The 19,819-nt window shown below is 60.2% G+C and carries 20 protein-coding genes; 10 read left to right on the forward strand and 10 right to left on the reverse strand.

Translation table 11 applies throughout. The features are described 5' to 3' along the window. Positions 1–63: 63 nt before the first annotated feature. Together ASE98_RS05385 and ASE98_RS05390 are read left to right on the forward strand one after the other, a co-directional pair. A complete protein-coding gene (locus tag ASE98_RS05385; protein ID WP_060540348.1) occupies positions 64–615 on the forward strand; it encodes a cytochrome c oxidase assembly protein in 552 nt (183 codons plus the stop codon). Between the two features lie 25 nt (positions 616–640). Continuing rightward, entirely contained in the window at positions 641–1,528 is an 888-nt protein-coding gene (locus tag ASE98_RS05390) for a cytochrome c oxidase subunit 3 (RefSeq protein ID WP_060540349.1), read from the forward strand. A 60-nt stretch (positions 1,529–1,588) separates the two neighbouring features. Here the strand turns inward: ASE98_RS05390 and ASE98_RS05395 are convergent, their stop codons facing one another. Beyond that, on the reverse strand, positions 1,589–1,792 hold the full coding sequence (locus ASE98_RS05395; RefSeq protein ID WP_060540350.1) for a twin transmembrane helix small protein: 204 nt from the start codon (positions 1,790–1,792) through the stop codon (positions 1,589–1,591). Positions 1,793–1,863: 71 nt separating this feature from the next. On the opposite strand from ASE98_RS05395, the gene ASE98_RS05400 reads away from it, so the two are divergent. Genes ASE98_RS05400 through ASE98_RS05420 form a run of 5 tightly spaced genes read left to right on the forward strand, consistent with a single transcriptional unit; the run spans position 1,864 to position 5,766 of the window. Continuing rightward, positions 1,864–2,604, forward strand: coding sequence for an SURF1 family protein (locus ASE98_RS05400; RefSeq protein WP_060540351.1), 741 nt, complete (start codon positions 1,864–1,866; stop codon positions 2,602–2,604). Then, positions 2,570–3,163, forward strand: coding sequence for a hypothetical protein (locus tag ASE98_RS05405; RefSeq protein ID WP_060540352.1), 594 nt, complete (start codon positions 2,570–2,572; stop codon positions 3,161–3,163). The genes ASE98_RS05400 and ASE98_RS05405 overlap by 35 nt, the downstream gene beginning before the upstream one ends. A gap of 10 nt (positions 3,164–3,173) precedes the next feature. Further along, the gene (locus tag ASE98_RS05410; protein WP_060540353.1) at positions 3,174–4,247 is read left to right on the forward strand and encodes a COX15/CtaA family protein; all 1,074 of its coding nucleotides are present in this window, start codon (positions 3,174–3,176) and stop codon (positions 4,245–4,247) included. Continuing rightward, on the forward strand, positions 4,235–5,134 hold the full coding sequence (gene cyoE / locus ASE98_RS05415; protein ID WP_060540354.1) for a heme o synthase: 900 nt from the start codon (positions 4,235–4,237) through the stop codon (positions 5,132–5,134). The genes ASE98_RS05410 and cyoE overlap by 13 nt, the downstream gene beginning before the upstream one ends. After that, positions 5,131–5,766 (forward strand): SCO family protein, encoded by a 636-nt coding sequence (locus tag ASE98_RS05420; RefSeq protein ID WP_060540355.1) that lies wholly within the window; start codon positions 5,131–5,133, stop codon positions 5,764–5,766. Before cyoE ends, ASE98_RS05420 begins: the two co-directional genes overlap by 4 nt. Positions 5,767–5,960: 194 nt before the next feature. Here the strand turns inward: ASE98_RS05420 and ASE98_RS05425 are convergent, their stop codons facing one another. From ASE98_RS05425 to ASE98_RS05435, 3 genes are all read right to left on the reverse strand, one after another. Next, positions 5,961–6,731 (reverse strand): MetQ/NlpA family ABC transporter substrate-binding protein, encoded by a 771-nt coding sequence (locus tag ASE98_RS05425; RefSeq protein WP_060540356.1) that lies wholly within the window; start codon positions 6,729–6,731, stop codon positions 5,961–5,963. 72 nt (positions 6,732–6,803) lie between these two features. Next, on the reverse strand, positions 6,804–7,478 hold the full coding sequence (locus ASE98_RS05430) for a methionine ABC transporter permease (RefSeq protein WP_057712603.1): 675 nt from the start codon (positions 7,476–7,478) through the stop codon (positions 6,804–6,806). Continuing rightward, positions 7,478–8,485 carry a methionine ABC transporter ATP-binding protein gene (locus ASE98_RS05435; RefSeq protein ID WP_060540357.1) on the reverse strand — a complete coding sequence of 336 codons (1,008 nt, stop codon included), beginning with the start codon at positions 8,483–8,485 and terminating at the stop codon, positions 7,478–7,480. Before ASE98_RS05435 ends, ASE98_RS05430 begins: the two co-directional genes overlap by 1 nt. 210 nt (positions 8,486–8,695) lie before the next feature. Between ASE98_RS05435 and katE the strand changes: the two genes are divergently transcribed. Beyond that, the gene (gene katE / locus ASE98_RS05440) at positions 8,696–10,834 is read left to right on the forward strand and encodes a catalase HPII (RefSeq protein ID WP_060540358.1); all 2,139 of its coding nucleotides are present in this window, start codon (positions 8,696–8,698) and stop codon (positions 10,832–10,834) included. A 105-nt stretch (positions 10,835–10,939) separates the two neighbouring features. Here the strand turns inward: katE and ASE98_RS05445 are convergent, their stop codons facing one another. The 4 genes from ASE98_RS05445 to ASE98_RS05460 are packed head-to-tail and all read right to left on the reverse strand — an operon-like array spanning position 10,940 to position 13,742. Next, positions 10,940–11,656 (reverse strand): PA5502 family lipoprotein, encoded by a 717-nt coding sequence (locus ASE98_RS05445; protein ID WP_060540359.1) that lies wholly within the window; start codon positions 11,654–11,656, stop codon positions 10,940–10,942. A 37-nt stretch (positions 11,657–11,693) separates the two neighbouring features. Continuing rightward, entirely contained in the window at positions 11,694–12,482 is a 789-nt protein-coding gene (gene znuB, locus ASE98_RS05450) for a zinc ABC transporter permease subunit ZnuB (protein WP_060540360.1), read from the reverse strand. Continuing rightward, the gene (gene znuC, locus ASE98_RS05455; protein ID WP_060540361.1) at positions 12,475–13,260 is read right to left on the reverse strand and encodes a zinc ABC transporter ATP-binding protein ZnuC; all 786 of its coding nucleotides are present in this window, start codon (positions 13,258–13,260) and stop codon (positions 12,475–12,477) included. The genes znuB and znuC overlap by 8 nt, the downstream gene beginning before the upstream one ends. Beyond that, positions 13,260–13,742 (reverse strand): Fur family transcriptional regulator, encoded by a 483-nt coding sequence (locus ASE98_RS05460; RefSeq protein ID WP_060540362.1) that lies wholly within the window; start codon positions 13,740–13,742, stop codon positions 13,260–13,262. Before ASE98_RS05460 ends, znuC begins: the two co-directional genes overlap by 1 nt. Before the next feature lie 66 nt (positions 13,743–13,808). Between ASE98_RS05460 and znuA the strand changes: the two genes are divergently transcribed. Next, the gene (znuA, locus tag ASE98_RS05465) at positions 13,809–14,729 is read left to right on the forward strand and encodes a zinc ABC transporter substrate-binding protein ZnuA (protein WP_060540363.1); all 921 of its coding nucleotides are present in this window, start codon (positions 13,809–13,811) and stop codon (positions 14,727–14,729) included. A gap of 275 nt (positions 14,730–15,004) precedes the next feature. On the opposite strand, the gene ASE98_RS05470 is transcribed toward znuA, so the two are convergent. Both ASE98_RS05470 and ASE98_RS05475 read right to left on the reverse strand, forming a co-directional pair. Beyond that, the gene (locus ASE98_RS05470) at positions 15,005–15,955 is read right to left on the reverse strand and encodes a homoserine kinase (RefSeq protein WP_060540364.1); all 951 of its coding nucleotides are present in this window, start codon (positions 15,953–15,955) and stop codon (positions 15,005–15,007) included. Positions 15,956–16,012: 57 nt separating this feature from the next. After that, positions 16,013–16,303, reverse strand: coding sequence for a DUF2782 domain-containing protein (locus ASE98_RS05475; protein ID WP_060540365.1), 291 nt, complete (start codon positions 16,301–16,303; stop codon positions 16,013–16,015). 74 nt (positions 16,304–16,377) lie between these two features. Here ASE98_RS05475 and polA point away from each other — a divergent pair, with 74 nt between their 5' ends. Further along, complete coding sequence (gene polA / locus ASE98_RS05480; protein ID WP_060540366.1) at positions 16,378–19,149, forward strand: DNA polymerase I; 2,772 nt, start codon at positions 16,378–16,380, stop codon at positions 19,147–19,149. Positions 19,150–19,819: the final 670 nt, after the last annotated feature.

Genomic DNA, 19,819 nt, shown 5'->3' on the forward strand with positions numbered 1-19,819 from the left:
ACTGCGGCGTCTGCTTCGCGAGCAAGCCCGCTCCCACAGGGTTCTCGGTGGGGGCTGGAAACCATGGCTGACTCGATTTCCATGAAGAAACTGGTCACCCGCCTGTTACTGGTGGTGGTAGCAATGTTTGTGTTCGGGTTCGCCCTGGTGCCGATCTACGACGTGATGTGCAAGGCCTTCGGCATCAACGGCAAGACCGCCGGGCAATACGAGGGAGAACAGACGGTCGACACCTCGCGGCAGGTCCGCGTGCAGTTCCTGTCGACCAACACCGCCGACATGCCTTGGGATTTCTATCCCAAGGGCGCAGAACTGGTAGCCAATCCGGGGGCTGTGAACGAGATGATCTTCATCGCCCACAACCCCACCGACCGGCCCATGAGCGCCCAGGCCGTGCCGAGCATTGCGCCGAGCACGGCGGCGGCCTATTTCCACAAGACCGAATGTTTCTGCTTTACCCAGCAAGTGCTGCAGCCCGGTCAGCGGATCGAGATGCCGGTACGTTTCATCGTTGACCGTGACATGCCCAAGGATGTGAAGCACCTGACGCTGTCCTACACGCTGTTCGATATCACCGCCCGACATCCACCGGTAGCTGTAAACACTGGCGGCTGAGCGTGCCCGATAAGGAGAACAATAAATGCCAACTCATGAACACTATTACGTACCGGCCCAGAGCAAGTGGCCGATCATTGCCACGGTCGGTATGTTCGTTACGGTATTGGGCCTGGCCACCTGGTTTAACGACCTGAAGGCCGCGCGCCCGGAATCCCACGGGCCGCTGATCTTTTTCGTCGGGGGCCTGCTGCTGGCCTACATGTTGTTCGGCTGGTTCGGCACGGTGATCAAGGAAAGCCGCGGCGGCCTGTACAGCGCGCAAATGGATCGTTCGTTTCGCTGGGGCATGAGCTGGTTCATTTTCTCGGAAGTGATGTTCTTCATCGCTTTTTTCGGCGCGCTGTTTTATGTGCGCCATGTGTCCGGCCCGGCGCTTGGCGGTGACGGTGCGAAAGGCATCGCGCACATGCTGTGGCCGAACTTCCAGTTCACCTGGCCGCTGCTGAACAATCCGGATTCTAAACTTTTCCCGCCACCCAAGGACGTCATCAGCCCCTGGGGCCTGCCGCTGCTCAACACCGTGCTGCTGGTGAGTTCCAGCGTCACCGTGACCATCGCCCACCATGCCCTGAAAAAAGGCCATCGCGGCGCGTTGAAACTCTGGCTGGCAATTACCGTGCTTCTCGGTTGCGCATTCCTCGGCTTTCAGGCTGAAGAGTACATACACGCCTATCGTGAACTGGGTCTGACCCTCGGTTCGGGCATTTATGGCGCCACGTTCTTCATGCTCACCGGTTTTCACGGTGCTCACGTGACCATCGGCACCATCATCCTGTTCGTGATGCTGATGCGGGTCATGCGTGGGCATTTCGACAACGAGCATCAGTTCGGCTTTGAAGCGGCGAGCTGGTACTGGCACTTCGTTGATGTGGTGTGGATCGGGTTGTTTGTTTTCGTCTATGTGCTGTAGGTGCGAGCCTGCTCGCGATGGTGTGTCAGGCAACGCTTGCCTCGCTGACACACCACCCAACTACCAGGGAGCATGAGACACCAACTGGCCGCTGAAAAAACCCCAAGCGATCAAAGCCACGGTAATGGCGGCCAGAGCAACACGAACACTCAAGGCAATGACGAGGCGGTTAGAGCTGCTGTCGTCCTTGACCAGAAAAAACAGGCCGCTGAACAGGCTGACAACCGTGGCAATCAGCATCAGGACGATGGCTGCTTTGAGCATGGTGAGACTCCGGGGGAACAAGCGATGCATTTGAGTATAGCTATCGCGATGACCGACTTTCTGGCGATGCCATGAAGCGTTTTCGGCCGGGTATCGTGCCAACACTGGTGGTCGCGCTGTTGCTGCCGCTGCTGGTATACCTGGGGTTCTGGCAATTGAGCCGGGGCGCGGAGAAAAGCGCGCTGCTGCAAAGCTACGCCGAGCGCCGGGCAGCCGAGCCGATGGCCAGTACCGAGCTGCCACATACCGAAGATCCAGCCTTTCGCCGGGTTCGTCTGCAGGGCGAGTTCGATGCCGAGCACAGCCTGCTGCTGGATAACCGACAGCATGACGGCAAGGTCGGGGTCGAGCTACTGCAGCCATTCCAGGACCGGGCCAGTGGACTCTGGCTGCTGGTCAATCGCGGCTGGTTGCCATGGCCGGACCGCCGTACTGCGCCGCAATTCACCACTCCCACTCAAACCTTGAGCTTCGATGCCTGGGTGTATGTCTCGCCCGGCGCCACTTTCCAGTTGCACGCCGACCCGGACAGCACCACCTGGCCGCAAGTGGTGACGGCGGTTGACCCGAACAAACTCTGGGCTGCGCTCAATCGTGAAGGGTTCGCCTACCAATTGCGCGCCGAAAACGGCCCGGCGATCTATCGGGCCGATTGGCCGGTGGTGGCCATGGGGCCGGAAAAACACATCGCTTATGCCGTTCAGTGGTTCGCCATGGCGCTCGCTCTGTTCGGTCTTTATCTCTACCTCGGTTGGCATAACGCAAAGGAGAAACACCATGGGAGCGGCCATGAATCCACCCAGCATGTCTGAAGCGAAACCGTCGGCAAGCCGGCGCAAGGGGCGCTTGCAGCTGCTGCTGATTCTGCTTGGGGTGATCGGTCCGATGATCCTCGCCACCGGCATGTACAAGCTGAATTTCTGGGTGCCCGAGGGCCGCAGTTATCACGGTGAACTGATAGGCAACGGCCAGACCCGCGCCGATATCGGCGTGCAGGCTCAGGAAGATCGCTGGCAGCTGCTGGTGACGGCGCCCAGCGACTGCGCGGTGGACTGCCAGCAATTGGTGTACCTGGTGCGACAAATCCAGATCGGTCTGGGTCGTGATGCGTCCCGCGCCAGCCACGCCCTGGCCGCTGCGCAACCCTTGAACGCCGATTACGACGCCAAGCTGCAACGCGAATATCCGCAGTTGCAACGTTATCCCCTGGACCTGACCATCTTTAGCCGAACCACCGGCGACAAGACCGCACCGCAGCTGTGGATCATCGACCCCCACGGCAATCTGGTGCTGCGCTACGACCCGTCGGTGAAAGGCAAGGACCTGCTGAACGATCTGCGCCACCTGTTGAAACTGTCGAACATCGGATAAGGGCATCGTCATGGCCAAACCTGGATTTCGCCTCGCGCTGTTTGCCACACTGCTGGCACTGATTGTGGTGTTGCTCGGGGCCTACACCCGCCTGACTCATGCCGGCCTCGGCTGCCCGGACTGGCCTGGCTGCTATGGGTTCATCAGCGTGCCGAAAAGCGAAGCCCAGCTGGCCCATGCCGAATTGCACTTTCCGGAAGCGCCGGTCGAGGCCCACAAGGGCTGGAACGAAATGATCCACCGTTACTTCGCCGGCACGTTGGGGATGTTGATCGCGGTGCTGGCCGGCCGTGCCTGGGTGCATCGTCGTCATCCCGGACAACCGGTGAAGCTGCCGTTGTTTTTGTTGGCGGTGGTCGTCGCCCAAGCCGCGTTCGGCATGTGGACGGTTACGCTCAAGCTCTGGCCGCAGGTGGTCACCGGGCATCTGCTCGGCGGTTTTGCGACGTTGAGCCTTCTTTTTCTGCTGACCTTGCGCCTGTCCGGCGTACTGCCGGCGCTGACGGTGCCACGACGTCTGCAGTATTGGGCGACTGCGGGGCTGTTGCTGGTGATCGGGCAAATCGCCCTTGGTGGCTGGGTCAGCTCCAACTATGCCGCTGTCGCCTGTATCGACTTCCCTACCTGCCACGGCCAGTGGTTGCCGGCGGCTGACTTCGCCAATGGCTTCCACCTGACCCAGCACATCGGCCCGAACTACCTCGGCGGACAACTGGACAGCGATGCCCGCACGGCGATTCACCTGACCCACCGTATCGGTGCCTTGCTGGTGACCCTGGTGCTGCTGGGCCTGGCCTGGCAATTGAAAAGAGTCGGCATGACACGTCTGGCAGGCCTGGTGCTGGTCGCCCTCGCCGCTCAAATCACCCTGGGCATCAGCAATGTGCTTTTTCACCTGCCGTTGCCGGTAGCCGTCGCCCATAACGCAGGGGGCGCGGCACTGTTGCTGACAATGGTGCTGGTCAATTACCACGCCCGGACCAGTCTGGTCCGGGTCAAGCAGCCGTCACGCTGGCGCTTCAGCCTGCGTAAACATTCAGCCGGACCCATAACAATAAAAGGAGAGATGCCATGGCGACTTTGATCGGCGCACATCCTGGACAGGCGCTTTGGCGTGACTACCTGGAGCTGACCAAGCCAAAAGTGGTGGTGCTGATGCTCATCACTTCACTGGTCGGGATGTTCCTCGCGACCCGCGCCGGGGTGCCATGGACCGTGCTGGTGTTCGGCAATTTGGGGATCGCCCTGTGCGCGGGTGGCGCGGCGGTGGTCAACCATGTGGTGGACCGGCGTATTGACGCGATCATGGCGCGCACCCGCAAGCGGCCATTGGCTGAAGGCCGGGTCTCACCGACCGCAGCGCTGACCTTCGCCCTGATCCTGGCGGCCCTCGGACAAGCCTTGCTGCTGGCCTTTACCAACCCGCTCACCGCTTGGCTGACCCTTGCCTCCCTGCTCGGCTACGCGGTGGTTTATACCGGCTTCCTCAAACGCGCGACGCCGCAGAACATTGTGATCGGTGGCCTGGCTGGTGCTGCGCCGCCACTGCTCGGCTGGACTGCGGCCACCGGTCACGTCAGCGCCGAACCATTGCTACTGGTGCTGATCATCTTCGCCTGGACCCCTCCGCATTTCTGGGCGCTGGCGATTCACCGCAAAGAGGAGTACGCCAAGGCCGACATCCCGATGCTGCCGGTGACCCACGGCGAGCATTACACCAAGATTCACATCCTGCTCTACACCTTCGCGTTGCTGGCCGTCAGCCTGTTGCCCTATGTGATCCACATGAGCGGCACGCTCTACCTGGTTTGCGCTCTCGGCCTGGGCGCGCGATTTCTGCAATGGGCCGTGGTGTTGTACCGTGGCACTCGACCGCACGCCGCGATCAACACCTTCAAGTACTCTATCTACTACTTGTTCCTGTTGTTTATCGCGCTCCTCGTTGACCATTACTTGTTGTTGAACCTATGACCCGAACCCAGAAAACCGTCTTCATCCTCGTCGCCCTGATAGCGCTGGTATTGGGCCTGACCATCAACAAAGTGCTCTCCGGCAAGGGCCAGGGCGATCCGACGGCACTGATCGACGCCGGTATCATTTTGCTGCCGCAAAGCCGCAACCTGCCGGACGTGAAAATGACCAACCAGGATGGCCAGCCGGTCACGATCAACGAGTTGAAAGGCAAGTGGAGCCTGCTGTTCTTCGGCTACACCTTCTGCCCGGACATCTGCCCAACCACCCTCGCCCAGCTGCGGCAGATCAAGAGCGAGTTGCCCAAGGATGTCGTGGACAAGCTGCAGATCGTTTTGGTCAGCGTCGACCCGCACCGAGACACCCCGCAGCAGCTGAAGCAGTACCTGGGTTACTTCGACCCGCAATTCATAGGCTTGACCCCGGCCTCGACAGACGAGCTGGAGAAAGTCGCCAACGCGGTGAGCATTCCGTTCATCCCGGCTGACACCAGCAAGCCCAACTACACCGTCGACCACAGCGGCAACCTCGCGGTGATCGGGCCGGACGGGACCCAGCGTGGGTTTATCCGGGCGCCGTTGAACAATGTGAAGCTGGTGGCGCAGTTGCCGGTGATGCTCAAACGCAAATAACACCGCAAACCCCTTGTAGGAGCCGGCTTGCTGGCGATGGCGATCTCACGTACGCCATCGCCAGCAAGCCGGCTCCTACAAGGGGTGGTGTTTCAGGCATAAAAAATGGGGCGCATTCAATGCGCCCCATTTTTTGATCCTTCCCACACTCTGCGTGGGAATGCAGTCAGGGACGCTCTGCGTCCCCGTTAAAGTCAGAACGCCGGCACGACCGCGCCTTTGTACTTCTCGAGGATGAAGGCCTTCACTTCCGGGCTGTGCAATGCAGCAACCAGCTTCTGCATCGCGGCGCTGTCCTTGTCGTCTGGACGGGCGACCAGGATGTTCACGTATGGCGAGTCGCTGCCTTCGATGAACAGCGCGTCCTTGGCCGGATCGAGCTTGGCTTCCAGCGCGTAGTTGGTGTTGATCAACGCCAGGTCGACCTGGGTCAGCACGCGTGGGATGGTGGCGGCTTCCAGTTCGCGGATTTTCAGGTCTTTGGTGTTTTCGGTGATGTCCTTCACGGTCGACAGGATGTTGTTGGAATCCTTCAACTTGATCAGGCCTGCCTTGGCCATCAGCAACAGCGCGCGGCCGCCGTTGGTGGCGTCGTTAGGGATCACCACGTTGGCGCCGCCCGGCAGTTCGGCGACGGTCTTGTACTTGCTGGAGTATGCGCCCAAGGGTTCCAGGTGCACGCCTGCCACGGACACCAGGTTGGTGCCTTTGGCCTTGTTGAATTCATTCAGGTACGGCTGGTGCTGGAAGAAGTTGGCGTCCAGACGTTTTTCCGCAACCTGTACGTTTGGCTGGATGTAGTCGGTGAAGACCTTGACCTTCAGGTCCACGCCTTCCTTGGCCAGGGCCGGTTTGACGAATTCGAGGATTTCCGCGTGCGGGACCGGGCTGGCCGCGACGGTCAGGGTATCGGCATGGGCGGAAAAGGCTGCAACGGCAGCGAAGGCGACGAGTAGTTTTTTCATTCAGCTAACTCCTTGTGGGTGCCCGCTTGCGGCGCCCGTTCGGCGCCTGCCAGCGAATGGCCTGCTCATGTCTTATTTACGGGAAAAGTGGACAACCAGTTTGTCGCCGACGGTCTGTAGCACCTGCACCAGCACCAGCAGCAACACCACCGTCACAACCATCACGTCCGTCTGGAAACGCTGGTAACCGAAACGGATCGCCAGGTCACCCAGGCCACCGGCGCCGACCACACCGGCCATCGCCGTGTAGGAAACCAGTGTAATAGCCGTCACGGTAATTGCCGCGAAGATGCCCGGGCGGGCTTCCGGCAGCAGCGCATTGGTGATGATCTGGCGCGTGGTTGCGCCCATGGCCTGGGTCGCTTCGATGATGCCGCGATCGACTTCGCGCAAGGCGGTTTCCACCAGTCGCGCGAAGAACGGCGTGGCACCTACCACCAGCGGCGGAATTGCACCGGCGACACCGAGGGAGGTACCGGTGATCAACACGGTGAACGGAATCATGACGATCAGCAGGATGATGAACGGCAGCGAACGCAGGATGTTCACCACCAGCGACAGCATCGCGTAGATGCCTTTGGCTTCCAGCAACTGGCGCGGGCTGCACAGGAACAGCAGTACACCCAGCGGCAGACCGAGCAATACGGTGAACAGCAGCGAACCACCCAGCATCAGCAGGGTGTCGCCGGTGGCCAGCCAGATTTCGAACCAGTCGATATTGGCGAAGAAACTAGTCAGGGCTTCCATCAGCGCAGGACCTCCATGTGGACGTCGGCCGCGGTGAAGCGGGCGAAGGCTGCTTCCATGTCACCGCCGGTCACGGCCAGGGTCAGTTGCCCGTAGGGGATATCTTTGATGCGGTCGATACGACCGGCCAGGATGCTGTAGTCCACACCGGTTTCCCGGGCGACGGTACCCAGCAACGGCGCGTAGGTCGCGTCGCCCTGGAAGGTCAGACGCACGATGCGGCCTGGCACGTGGGCGAAATCGTCACGCTGCTCGCTTTCATCGATCTGCTCGTCTTCCTGCACGAAGCGCTTGGTAGTCGGATGTTTCGGATGCAGGAAGACTTCGGCCACCGAGCCTTGTTCGACGATCACGCCGGCGTCCATCACCGCCACCTGATCGCAGACCCGACGGATCACGTCCATCTCGTGAGTGATCAGGACGATGGTCAGCTTCAACTCGCGATTGATCTCGGCCAGCAATTGCAGGACCGATGCCGTGGTCTGCGGGTCGAGGGCGCTGGTGGCTTCATCGCAAAGCAGGATTTTTGGCTTGGTCGCCAAGGCGCGGGCAATGCCCACACGCTGCTTTTGCCCGCCAGACAGTTGCGCCGGGTATTTTTTCGCATGGTCGGACAAGCCAACCCGGGCGAGCAACTCGGCTACGCGCGAGTCGATCTCGCTGCGCGACAGTTCGCCGGCCAGGGTCAGCGGCAGCGCGACGTTGTCGGCCACGGTCTTGGAGGCCAGCAGGTTGAAGTGCTGGAAGATCATCCCGACCTGCTGGCGGAAGCGCCGCAGGCCATTGGCGTCGAGGGCGGTGACTTCTTCACCGTCGACGGTGATCTTGCCGCCACTGGCGTTTTCCAGGCGATTGATCAGACGCAGCAGGGTACTTTTTCCTGCGCCGGAATGACCAATCAAGCCGAAAACCTGACCGTTCTCAATCGTCAGACTGGTCGGATGCAGGGCGGGGATTTCCTTACCGGCGACGCGGTAGGTTTTGTGGACGTTTTGAAACTCGATCACGTAGCGAACCTTGTGGGGCGCGTTGAAAAAGGATCAGCGGTTAGCCGGGCGCGCATTTTAGCCTGTCCGTATAGAGGTTCTTAGCATTTATTTCGCATTTGTCCTGTCTTTTGGCAATAACGCGATCAAAGGTTAGAAAAAAGGAACGGCCAAAGAGGCTCATCAGTCACTACTTAAGTAACTCGAAACCGCCCAAGGAGTTCATGCCTGATGAGTATCAAGAAGCCTAATACCACCAAGAGCACGATGGCCGGGACCGATACCCCGGACCGCAGTAACACCAATGCCAAGCTCGACAGCCTGGAAACCTTCCGCTCCGACGCCACTGCACAGGCCTTGCGCACTAATCAGGGCGTGAAAGTGGCGGACAACCAGAACACCCTCAAAGCCGGGGCCCGCGGCCCATCGTTACTGGAAGATTTCATCATGCGTGAAAAAATCACGCATTTTGACCATGAGCGCATTCCCGAGCGCATCGTGCATGCTCGCGGGACCGGTGCCCACGGCTATTTCCAGAGCTACGAAAATCACTCGGTGCTGACCAAGGCCGGCTTCCTTCAGGACCCGGCGAAAAAAACCCCGGTATTCGTGCGCTTTTCCACGGTGCAAGGACCGCGTGGTTCGGGTGATACCGTGCGCGACGTTAGGGGTTTCGCCGTGAAGTTTTTCACCGACGAAGGCAATTTCGACCTGGTCGGCAACAACATGCCGGTGTTCTTCATCCAGGATGCGATCAAGTTCCCCGACTTTGTGCACGCGGTAAAACCCGAGCCGCACAATGAGATCCCAACGGGCGGTTCGGCCCACGACACCTTCTGGGACTTTGTCTCGCTGGTACCGGAGTCGGCGCACATGGTGATGTGGGCGATGTCCGACCGGGCGATCCCGAAAAGCCTGCGCAGCATGCAGGGTTTTGGCGTGCACACCTTTCGCCTGATCAATGCCGAGGGCAAATCGCGCTTCGTCAAATTCCACTGGCGCCCAACGGCAGGTACTTGCTCGCTGGTGTGGGATGAGGCACAGAAGCTTGCGGGAAAAGACACCGACTACCACCGCCGTGATCTGTGGGAGTCGATCGAGACCGGCGACTATCCTGAGTGGGAATTCGGCGTGCAGGTCGTGGAAGAAGAAAACGAACACGACTTCGATTTCGACATTCTCGACCCGACCAAAATCATTCCCGAAGAAATCGTGCCCATCACGCCGCTGGGCAAAATGGTGTTGAACCGTAACCCGGACAACTTTTTCGCCGAAACCGAGCAGGTCGCTTTCTGCCCGGGGCATATCGTGCCGGGGATCGATTTTTCCAATGACCCCCTGCTCCAGGGGCGGTTGTTTTCTTACACCGATACACAAATCAGCCGACTCGGTGGGCCGAATTTTCACGAAATCCCGATCAATCGTCCGGTAGCGCCGTTCCACAACGGTCAGCGGGACGCCCTGCACCGCACGACTATCGATAAGGGCCGGGCTTCCTACGAGCCGAATTCCATCGATGGCGGCTGGCCCAAAGAAACTCCACCGGCAGCACAGGATGGTGGTTTCGAGAGCTACCCGGAGCGAATCGACGCCAACAAGATCCGCCAGCGCAGCGAGTCGTTCAGCGATCACTTCTCCCAGGCGCGGCTGTTTTTCCACAGCATGAGCAAGCACGAGCAGGAGCACATCATCTCGGCCTACAGCTTTGAGCTGGGTAAGGTCGAGCGTGAGGCCATACGCGCTCGTGAAGTGAATGAGATCCTCGCCAATATTGATCTGGAACTGGCCAAGCGTGTGGCGCAGAACCTCGGCTTGCCTGCGCCCAAGGCCGGGACGGTCGAAGTACGTAAAACCTCACTGGATCGCTCGCCAGCCTTGAGCCAGGCCAATTTGCTGCCGGCCGATATCAAGACCCGCAAGGTGGCGATACTGGCAGCCAATGGTGTGGATGGCGCAGCGATTGATGCAATGAAGAAGGCGTTGGCGGCAGAAGGGGCGCATGCCAAGTTGCTGGGTCCGACTTCCGCTCCGGTGACGAGCGCCGATGGCAAGGCATTGCCCGTGGACGCATCGATGGAAGGCATGCCTTCGGTGGCGTTCGATGCGGTGTTCGTGCCTGGCGGGGCGGCTTCGATCAAGGCGCTGAGCGCTGACGGCGTGGCGTTGCATTACTTGCTGGAGGCCTACAAGCATCTGAAAGCCATTGCCTTGCACGGTGAGGCGAAGCAGTTGCTGGATGTATTGAAGCTGGAGGTAGATGCAGGGTTGGTCGTTGGGGTTGATACCAAACTGATCAAGCCGTTTTTTGCCGCGATCGGGCAGCATCGGGTTTGGGATAGGGAGGCGAAGGCCAAGGCGATTCCGGCCTGAGGATCTTGGTTGAGAGGTAGGGCGCCTTCGCGGGCAAGCCCGCTCCCACACAGGTTCTGTGAACGATGCAGTTCCAATGCAGGAGCGGGCTTGCCCGCGATGCTTTTAAGGTTTGCGAGGGGTCAGAACCATCTGCGCGGGAACACTGCGCAGAATCTGTCGCTCCAGTTTCAGATCGAAATCAGGATCGAGTTTCGTCACCCGCTTGGTCAGCAGGTTCGCCAGCCACGGATAGTCATCGGTTCTCGGCGCCTGAATGCTCACGTCGCACTGATAATTCACCACATCGGCGGCAATGGCATCCAGTTGGCGACGCAGTTTGCCCATATCGCTGATATTCAGCGCCACTGTGGTGCTTTCAGCTGAGGGGTCGATAACTTTTGCCTTGGGCATGGCTTCCGCAGCCTTGAGGGCGGCCTCAGCCTTGTCCAGCTCGGCCTTGCGAGCCTCGGCAATGGCGCCATTGACTCCACCAGTCAGGGCCGGAGCCTTGGGCATCAGGACGCGGGCCCTGCTGAGGGCGGTAGCGGCGGCGTTGACGTCACCTTTTTGCAGCACTATCTGGCTGCGGCGCAGATAGGCTTCGGCCAGTTGACGCTGGTATTGCTCCAGGGACTGATCATTGGGCGATTCGGCTTGCAGTGCCGCCAATTGACCTTCGGCCGTAGCCAGTTCATCGCTGGCCAGGCTTTGTTCAAGCTGTGTGATGGCCGTGGCCCGCGCATCGATGGCCTGGGTGGCCGCCGGTGGCGTGCTTTGGCAGGCGCCCAGCAGCAAGGAAAATGCAACCAGGAGCAGATAACGGGAAGCGGACGACTTCATTCCTGCGACTCTCTATTTGCGCAAAAAACGAGCAAGTCTACACCCCTCGACGGGGCAGAACAAAACTCAGCAGAAACAGCGCAGCGGCCGCCACCACAATCGAGGGGCCGGCAGGGGTGTCCTTGAACCAGGACAACGCCAGCCCGCCACACACGGCGAGTATGCCCAGCAGGCTCGCGCCCAGTGCCATCTGCTCCGGTGAGCGAGCATGACGCTGTGCCGCAGCCGCCGGAATGATCAGCAACGAAGTGATCAGCAGCACACCGACGATTTTCATCGCCACTGCAATGACTACTGCAATCAACAGCATCAGGGCCAGGCGCAATGCCGCGACCGGCAAACCTTCGACCCTGGCCAGCTCTTCGTGCACCGTAATCGCCAGCAATGGCCGCCACAAGGTAACCAGCAACGCCAGAACGGCTGCGCTGCCGCCGAGAATCCAGGCCAGGTCAGTCGGACTGATCGCCAGCAAATCGCCGAACAGGTAGGCCATCAGGTCGATCCGCACTTCGTGCATGAAGCTTAGTACCACCAGGCCCAAAGAGAGCGTGCTGGGTGCGAGAATTCCCAAGAGCGTGTCGGACGCCAGCGGTTGACGCTGTTGCAGGGTCACCAGCAAGACGGCCAGCAGCAGGCAGCCTACGGTGACCGCGACGGTCGGGCTGACATCCAGCAGGAAACCCAGTGCCACACCGAGCAGCGCGGCATGGGACAGTGTATCGCCGAAATAGGCCATGCGTCGCCAGACCACAAAGGAACCCAGGGGACCTGCGACAACCGCCAGAGCCAGGCCTGCAAGCAGGGCGTACAGCAGAAAATCAGCCATGCTTGCAGCTATCTCCGTGAACATGGGTATGGCCCGACGCGGGCGCCTTGACCACCGAGCCGTGCAGGTCGTGGGCGTGGTCGTGGTGGTGGTGATAGATCGCCAGGCTTTGCGCGTTCTTGCCGAACAGCTCGACGAAAGCCGGGTCACCGCTGACTTGCTCGGGATGCCCGGAGCAGCAGACGTGACGATTCAGGCACACCACCTGGTCTGTGGTGCTCATGACCAGGTGCAGGTCATGGGAAACCATCAACACACCGCAACCGTGACGGTCTCGAAGACGGGTGATCAGGCTGTACAGCTCGGCCTGCCCTGCAACGTCGACACCTTGTACCGGCTCGTCGAGCACCAGCAGTTGCGGCTCGCGCAACAAGGCGCGGGCCAGCAACACCCGCTGCATTTCGCCACCGGAGACGCTCTGCACCGGGCTGTCGATGACCTGCTCGGCGCCGACCTCGTTGAGTGCCGCCAGGGCCATTGCTCGGTCCACGCCGGGTACCAGGCGCAGGAAGCGCAGTACAGACAGTGGCAGGGTCGGATCGACGTGGAGTTTTTGCGGCATGTAGCCAACCCGCAGTTTCGGCTTGCGCCAGACACTGCCACTGTCGGGTTTCAGCAGGCCGAGCACGGCGCGCACCAGGGTGGTCTTGCCGGCGCCATTGGGGCCGATCAGGGTCACGATCTGCCCTGGCTCGACACTCAGCTCGATGTTGTCCAGCACATTTTGCCCGGCGAACGTGACAGTAACCTGCTCAAGGCGGATCAAAGTGTTGCTCATCAAACCCCCTGGCAACCCGAGCAGAGCCCGACCACTTCGACGGTCTGGCGTTCGACGATGAACCCGACATCCTGGGCGCTGATGATGATCGTGTCGCTGATCGACTTCTGTTCGAGCTCGATAGCGGCATGGCATTCGCGGCAAATCAGGAACTGGCCCTGATGGGCGTGTCCCGGGTGATTGCAGCCGACGAAAGCGTTAAGTGAGGAAATCCGGTGCACAAGGCCGTTCTCCAGGAGGAAATCCAGAGCTCGATACACCGTCGGCGGCGCGGCGCGACGACCATCTTGCTCGCTGAGGACTGCGAGAATGTCGTACGCCCCCAAGGGCTTGTGGCTCTGCCACACGAGCTCCAGCACCCGCCGACGCAAGGCAGTCAGACGCAACCCTTGCCGTAAGCACAGGGCATCGGCCTCGGACAAAGCGCTGTGAACGCAATGAGAGTGGTCGTGGGGACGGCTGGCAATCGGTGTTTTAGGCATGAGCGGCGACGGGATTTGTGAGAGACGTTATTATGTTACTCGTTCTCGCCTCATCGAGTGGTCATCGTGTCCCGACTTTTTTCAGTTTTTGTCGCATTTATCGCCAGTTTTCTGTTGATCGGCACGGTCCAGGCCGAAGTCAAAGTGCTCACCAGCATCAAACCCCTGCAATTGATTGCAGCAGCGGTGCAGGACGGAGTGGTCACTCCGGAAGTATTGCTGCCGCCCGGTGCTTCGCCGCATAACTATGCCTTGCGCCCTTCCGACGTACGCAAAGTGCAGTCGGTGGATCTGTTGTACTGGATCGGTCCGGACATGGAAGGTTTCCTGCCCCGTGTACTTAATGGTCGAACCTTGCCCAGCGTCGCCGTGCAGGACCTGCCGGGCCTGCAATTGCGCCATTTCACCGAAGATAACCACTCCCATGCCGAAGAAGCCGATGAACATGATCACGATCATCGCCCGGGCAGTCTGGATGCGCATTTGTGGTTGTCACCAACCAACGCCAGGGTCATCGCTGCCAAAATGGCTGCGGACCTGAGTGCCGCCGATCCTGACAACGCCGGGCGTTATCAAAGCAACCTGAAGGCATTCGACGAGCGCCTCGATGCCCTGGATCAGCGCTTGAAGAAGCGTCTGGCACGTATTCAAGGCAAGCCCTACTTCGTCTTCCACGAAGCCTTCGATTACTTCGAAGATGCCTATGGCCTCAAGCACGCGGGCGTATTCAGCGTTGCAGCGGAAGTGCAGCCCGGCGCCCAACATGTCGCGGCGATGCGCACGCGATTGCAGGAAGTCGGCAAAACCTGCGTGTTCAGCGAACCGCCGCTGCGCCCACGCCTGGCGCAAACCCTGGTGGCGGGGTTGCCGGTAAAACTGGCGGAACTGGATGCGTTGGGTGGGTACACACCGGCGACTGCTCAGGGCTATGAGCAGGTGCTGGAGAAGCTGGGGAATGATTTGGCGGGGTGCCTGGAGTCGTTGTAACTGGCTCAATACCTGTGGCAAGGGGGTTGCCTGTGGCCAAGGCGCATGCCTGTGGCGAGGCGGGCTTGCCTGTGGCTAGGGGGCTTGCCTGTGGCGAGGGGGCTTGCCCCCCGTTGGAGTGCGAAGCGCTCCCCATGCGATGTACCTGACTGGTAAATTGGGGGGGCTGCTGCGCAGCCCAACGGGGGCAAGCCCCCTCGCCACAGATGAACTTTGGCACAAATGAACTTGGCACAGGCAAGCCCCTCACCACAGGCAGCCCCCCTCGCTTCAATCTAGAGGGCGAACGGCAACGGAGTGTTAACTGTCTGCCGCTGCGCCAACCGCAGCTGAAACTCCATCGGATCGTGAATCAGCACGTCCTGGCCGGCAAAAGACTCCGCTGCGATCAGCCGTGACAACCAGAACCGCACGCAAGCCACCCGCAACATCGTCGGCCACAACTCGGCTTCAGCAGCGGTAAACGGGCGCAATGCCGCATAAGCGCCGAGCAAGGCACGCGCTCGCGGCCCGTCGATCAACCCGTCGTCGTCCGAGCACCAGTCGTTCAAGGCAATTGCCACGTCGTAGAGCATCGGTCCTGAACAGGCGTTGTAGAAGTCGATCAACCCGGTCAGGTGGGTGCCTTCGAACATGGCGTTGTCGCGGAACAGGTCTGCGTGGATATTGGCTCGCGGCAGTGCCAGAATTTTTTCCTTCTGCTGTGCGATCTCGTCCAGTGCCCGTTTCAGCAAATCACTTTGCCCGGCCTCCAGATGCGACAAGAACTGCGTGCCCTCTTCGAGCATCCAGTCCAGGCCGCGATCGGTCTTGCGCTTGATCATGTTCGCCCGGGTTGCCAGGTGCAGGTGAGCAAGCAGTTCACCGACCTGGACACAATGTTGCGCGTTCGCTTGCTTGATGTGCTTGCCGGCCAGGCGCGGCTGCAATAGCGCAGGCTTGCCGGCCAGTTCGCGCAAGGCCACGCCGTCTGTAGTGCGCAAGGCATAAGGCACCGGCAGGTCGGCGTCGTGCAGCACATCGAGCAGTTCGATGAAGAACGGCATTTCCTGGACCGGGCCACGCTCGACCAGGGTCAGGACGAATTCGCCCTGCTCCAGGCTGATGAAGAAATTGGTGTTTTCGCTACCGGCGGCAATCCCCTGGAAATCAAGCAGGCGGCCGAGGCCATAAGGGGCGAGAAAAGCTTCCAGCTCGGGCCGAGCCAGGGGGGTGAACACAGACATGTTTTAACTGCCAGTACGGGCGCCGCTCTTGAGCAGGCGCCAATTGAAATTAAGAAACTACTTCCACTCAAAGATTTTCCACGACGGAATCAGCATATCCGGCTGATCCGAGCGGATGAAGTTACCGTCCGATCCATCGGCGCGCACCAGAAAGTACGGCTTGCCGCCCTTCGGTGTGACCTGAATGGCATACAGGAAGCCATTCTGGCGGTATTCCTTGATCGTTTTGTCGCCTTCGGTGCGAATGGTTACATCCGGCTCCGGTGACGGCGCGTCATCCGCCGCGATCGCAGCCAATGGTGCAACCGCAATCAAACTGACCAGCAGGAAGCGATTTAGTGTACGCATGATAACCTTGTCCCTTTGTCGTCAACGGTCCCGCTATTCTAGCGCCGGACCCGCCGAAAAGGTTGATCCTGCTCATGAGCCAAGCCCCCCTCGTCCTGGTGGACGGTTCGTCTTACCTGTACCGCGCCTTTCACGCGCTGCCACCGCTGACCACCTCCAAAGGCCTGCCGACCGGTGCGGTCAAGGGCGTACTGAACATGCTCAAGAGTCTGCGCAAGCAGTACCCGGACAGTCCGTTCGCCGTGGTGTTCGACGCCAAGGGCGGGACTTTCCGCGACGAGATGTTCGCCGAATACAAAGCCAACCGCCCGAGCATGCCGGACGACATGCGTGTGCAGATCGAGCCGTTGCACCAGAGCGTGATCGCCTTGGGTTTCCCGCTGCTGTGCGTCGAAGGCGTGGAGGCTGATGACGTGATCGGCACCCTGGCCCGCAGCAGCGCCGCGGCCGATCGCCCTGTAATCATCTCCACCGGCGACAAGGACATGGCGCAACTGGTCGATCGCCACATTACTTTGGTCAATACCATGACCGGTAGCAGCATGGACGTAGAGGGCGTGAAGGAGAAATTCGGCGTCGCTCCCGAGCAGATCATCGATTATCTGGCACTCATGGGCGACTCTTCCGACAACATTCCGGGCGTTCCGGGTATCGGCCCGAAAACCGCTTCCGGCCTGCTGGTTGGCGTGAACGGCGGTCTGACCGAGCTTTACGCGCAGCTCGACATCGTGCCGACCCTGCCTATTCGTGGTGCCAAGACCCTGCCGGCCAAGCTCGAAGAGCACAGAGAGATGGCGTTTCTCTCCTATCAGCTGGCGACCATCAAGGTCGACGTGCCGCTGGAAGTCGGCCTCGACGACCTGCAAATGGGCAAGCCAGACCACGACAAGCTGGCCGAGCTGTATACCCTGCTGGAGTTCAAGAGCTGGTTCGACGAGAACCAGCGCGATGCCAAGCGCTCCGGCCAGGAGGTCATTGCACCCGTGGTCGAAGAAACAGTCGCCGAGACCGAGCTCAAATACAGCACCATCCTGACCCAGGCGGATTTCGACCTGTGGCTGAAGAAACTCAACGACGCCAAGTTGTTTGCCTTCGATACCGAGACCACCGGCATCGACGCACAGCAGGCGCAACTGGTCGGGCTGTCCTTTGCGGTACAGGCCAATGAAGCGGCCTACATCCCGTTGACCCATTCCTACATGGGCGTGCCGGAGCAGCTGGATCGCGACACTGTGCTGCGTGCACTCAAACCGATCCTGGAAGACCCGAACAAGCTAAAGGTCGGCCAGCACGCCAAGTTCGACATGAACATCCTGGCCAACTGCGCCATTGGTGGCGACCAGAGCTGCGGGATCACGGTGCAAGGCATCGCCTTCGACACCATGCTTGAATCCTATGTGCTGGATTCCACGGCGACCCGCCATGACATGGACAGCCTGGCGCTCAAGTACCTGAATCACACCACCACCAGCTTTCAGGACATCGCCGGTAAAGGCGCCAAGCAGTTGACCTTCGACCAGATCTCTCTGGAACTGGCCGGACCCTACGCTGCCGAAGACGCTGATGTAACGCTGCGTCTGCATCAGACCCTGCAGGAGAAGCTCAACGCCATCCCGAGCCTGAGCAAGGTATTGAACGAAATCGAAATGCCGCTGGTGCCGGTGCTGGCGCGCATCGAACGCCAGGGTGCGCTGGTCGACGCCAACCTGCTGGGCATTCAAAGCGTTGAGCTGGGCGACAAGTTGGTCGCACTGGAGCGTGAGGCGTTCGCCATTGCCGGCGAGGAGTTCAACCTCGGTTCACCGAAGCAATTGGGTGTGATCCTGTACGAAAAGCTCGGCATGCCGATCCTCAGCAAAACCGCCAAGGGCCAGGCCTCCACTGCCGAAGCCGTGCTGGCGGAGCTGGCCGAGCAGGACTTTCCGCTGCCCAAGGTGCTGATGCAGTACCGCTCGATGAGCAAGTTGAAAAGCACCTACACCGATCGTTTGCCGGAGCAGATCAACCCGCGAACCGGGCGCATCCACACTTCGTATCACCAGGCCGTGGCAGCGACCGGGCGCCTGTCGTCCAGCGATCCGAACCTGCAGAACATTCCGATCCGCACCGCCGAAGGCCGCCGGATCCGTCAGGCGTTCGTCGCGCCCAAGGGCTACAAGCTACTGGCGGCGGATTACTCGCAAATTGAACTGCGGATCATGGCGCATCTGGCCAAGGACGAGGGTTTGCTGCACGCCTTCCGCAACGACCTGGACGTGCACAAGGCCACCGCTGCCGAAGTCTTCGGCGTCGAGCTGGCTGATGTCACTACCGACCAGCGCCGCAGCGCCAAGGCGATCAACTTCGGTTTGATCTACGGCATGAGCGCATTCGGCCTGGCCAAGCAGATTGGTGTCGACCGCAAGCAGTCCCAGGCCTACATTGACCGCTACTTCGCCCGCTACCCGGGCGTTCTGGCGTATATGGAGCGCACGCGGACTCAGGCGGCCGAGCAAGGCTTTGTAGAAACCATCTTCGGCCGTCGCCTGTACCTGCCCGAGATCAACGCGAAAAACCCGGCCCTGCGCAAAGGTGCCGAACGTACGGCGATCAACGCGCCGATGCAGGGCACTGCCGCCGACATCATCAAGAAAGCCATGGTTGCGGTGGATAACTGGCTGACAACCTCAGGCCTCGATGCCAAAGTCATCCTCCAGGTGCACGACGAACTGGTGCTTGAAGTCCGTGAAGATCTGGTCGATCAGGTTCGGGAAGAAATTCGCCTGCACATGAGCGAAGCGGTGAAGCTGGATGTTCCGCTGCTGGTGGAAGTGGGCGTCGGCAACAACTGGGACGAGGCTCACTAAACCTGTTGCCCCCCTGTAGGAGCGAGCACGCTCGCGAAGAACCCGAGAGCGCCGATGGAAGTCAGAGGCCCCGCGTTATCGTAAACGCCTTTCGTCGGAACGCCGCCCGGAGGCTCGCTCCTACAGGGGAATGCTGTTCACTTAAGCTGGGCACACACATGTGGCGAGGGGGCTTGTCGGAACGCCGCATCGCCCCGTTCGGCTGCGAAGCAGTCGTAAAACCATTGCACACGGTGTATCTGGTACGCCTCGGTGGCAGGTTTTGGGGCCGCTTCGCGGCCCAACGGGGCGATGCGGCGTTCCGGCAAGCCCCCTCGCCACAAGGTGTATTGCCCCGCTTAAGTGAACAGCATTACGCTCCTGCAGGGGGCATATCAGCATCGTTTTGGCTGCGGCATAGTGCCGCGGCAGCGGGGTTTGGAGCATTTAGTCCCGATCGTTTTTCAGGTTATTCCAAACCCATTGGAAAAAAATCTGAACTAATCTGGCAATTCACCAGTCAGATTTACTGAATGGCTGGTGAAGCCCTTCAATGCTCCTATGTTGTGTTAAGTGTTGGCAGATATCTGGACCCCGCCCTAACGGTCTAGAGCTTGAACCCCGGAACTTCTCCCTCCCCATATGAAGTCCGGGGTTTTTTTTGCCCGCAGAAAACTGCCCGAGCGCATCT

This window comes from Pseudomonas sp. Leaf48 (assembly GCF_001421885.1).
GTDB lineage: Bacteria > Pseudomonadota > Gammaproteobacteria > Pseudomonadales > Pseudomonadaceae > Aquipseudomonas.

What these genes read in the sequence shown, in the direction of transcription:
- znuB (WP_060540360.1), bottom strand. Translation starts at nt 12,482, where the DNA reads ATGGCTGATTTTCTGCTGTACGCCCTGCTTGCAGGCCTGGCTCTGGCG.
- ASE98_RS05460 (WP_060540362.1), bottom strand. Translation starts at nt 13,742, where the DNA reads ATGCCTAAAACACCGATTGCCAGCCGTCCCCACGACCACTCTCATTGC.
- ASE98_RS05425 (WP_060540356.1), bottom strand. Translation starts at nt 6,731, where the DNA reads ATGAAAAAACTACTCGTCGCCTTCGCTGCCGTTGCAGCCTTTTCCGCC.
- ASE98_RS05395 (WP_060540350.1), bottom strand. Translation starts at nt 1,792, where the DNA reads ATGCTCAAAGCAGCCATCGTCCTGATGCTGATTGCCACGGTTGTCAGC.
- ASE98_RS05445 (WP_060540359.1), bottom strand. Translation starts at nt 11,656, where the DNA reads ATGAAGTCGTCCGCTTCCCGTTATCTGCTCCTGGTTGCATTTTCCTTG.
- polA (WP_060540366.1), top strand. Translation starts at nt 16,378, where the DNA reads ATGAGCCAAGCCCCCCTCGTCCTGGTGGACGGTTCGTCTTACCTGTAC.
- cyoE (WP_060540354.1), top strand. Translation starts at nt 4,235, where the DNA reads ATGGCGACTTTGATCGGCGCACATCCTGGACAGGCGCTTTGGCGTGAC.
- znuC (WP_060540361.1), bottom strand. Translation starts at nt 13,260, where the DNA reads ATGAGCAACACTTTGATCCGCCTTGAGCAGGTTACTGTCACGTTCGCC.
- ASE98_RS05385 (WP_060540348.1), top strand. Translation starts at nt 64, where the DNA reads ATGGCTGACTCGATTTCCATGAAGAAACTGGTCACCCGCCTGTTACTG.
- ASE98_RS05410 (WP_060540353.1), top strand. Translation starts at nt 3,174, where the DNA reads ATGGCCAAACCTGGATTTCGCCTCGCGCTGTTTGCCACACTGCTGGCA.
- ASE98_RS05400 (WP_060540351.1), top strand. Translation starts at nt 1,864, where the DNA reads ATGAAGCGTTTTCGGCCGGGTATCGTGCCAACACTGGTGGTCGCGCTG.
- ASE98_RS05405 (WP_060540352.1), top strand. Translation starts at nt 2,570, where the DNA reads ATGGGAGCGGCCATGAATCCACCCAGCATGTCTGAAGCGAAACCGTCG.
- ASE98_RS05420 (WP_060540355.1), top strand. Translation starts at nt 5,131, where the DNA reads ATGACCCGAACCCAGAAAACCGTCTTCATCCTCGTCGCCCTGATAGCG.
- katE (WP_060540358.1), top strand. Translation starts at nt 8,696, where the DNA reads ATGAGTATCAAGAAGCCTAATACCACCAAGAGCACGATGGCCGGGACC.
- ASE98_RS05390 (WP_060540349.1), top strand. Translation starts at nt 641, where the DNA reads ATGCCAACTCATGAACACTATTACGTACCGGCCCAGAGCAAGTGGCCG.
- ASE98_RS05470 (WP_060540364.1), bottom strand. Translation starts at nt 15,955, where the DNA reads ATGTCTGTGTTCACCCCCCTGGCTCGGCCCGAGCTGGAAGCTTTTCTC.
- ASE98_RS05430 (WP_057712603.1), bottom strand. Translation starts at nt 7,478, where the DNA reads ATGGAAGCCCTGACTAGTTTCTTCGCCAATATCGACTGGTTCGAAATC.
- ASE98_RS05475 (WP_060540365.1), bottom strand. Translation starts at nt 16,303, where the DNA reads ATGCGTACACTAAATCGCTTCCTGCTGGTCAGTTTGATTGCGGTTGCA.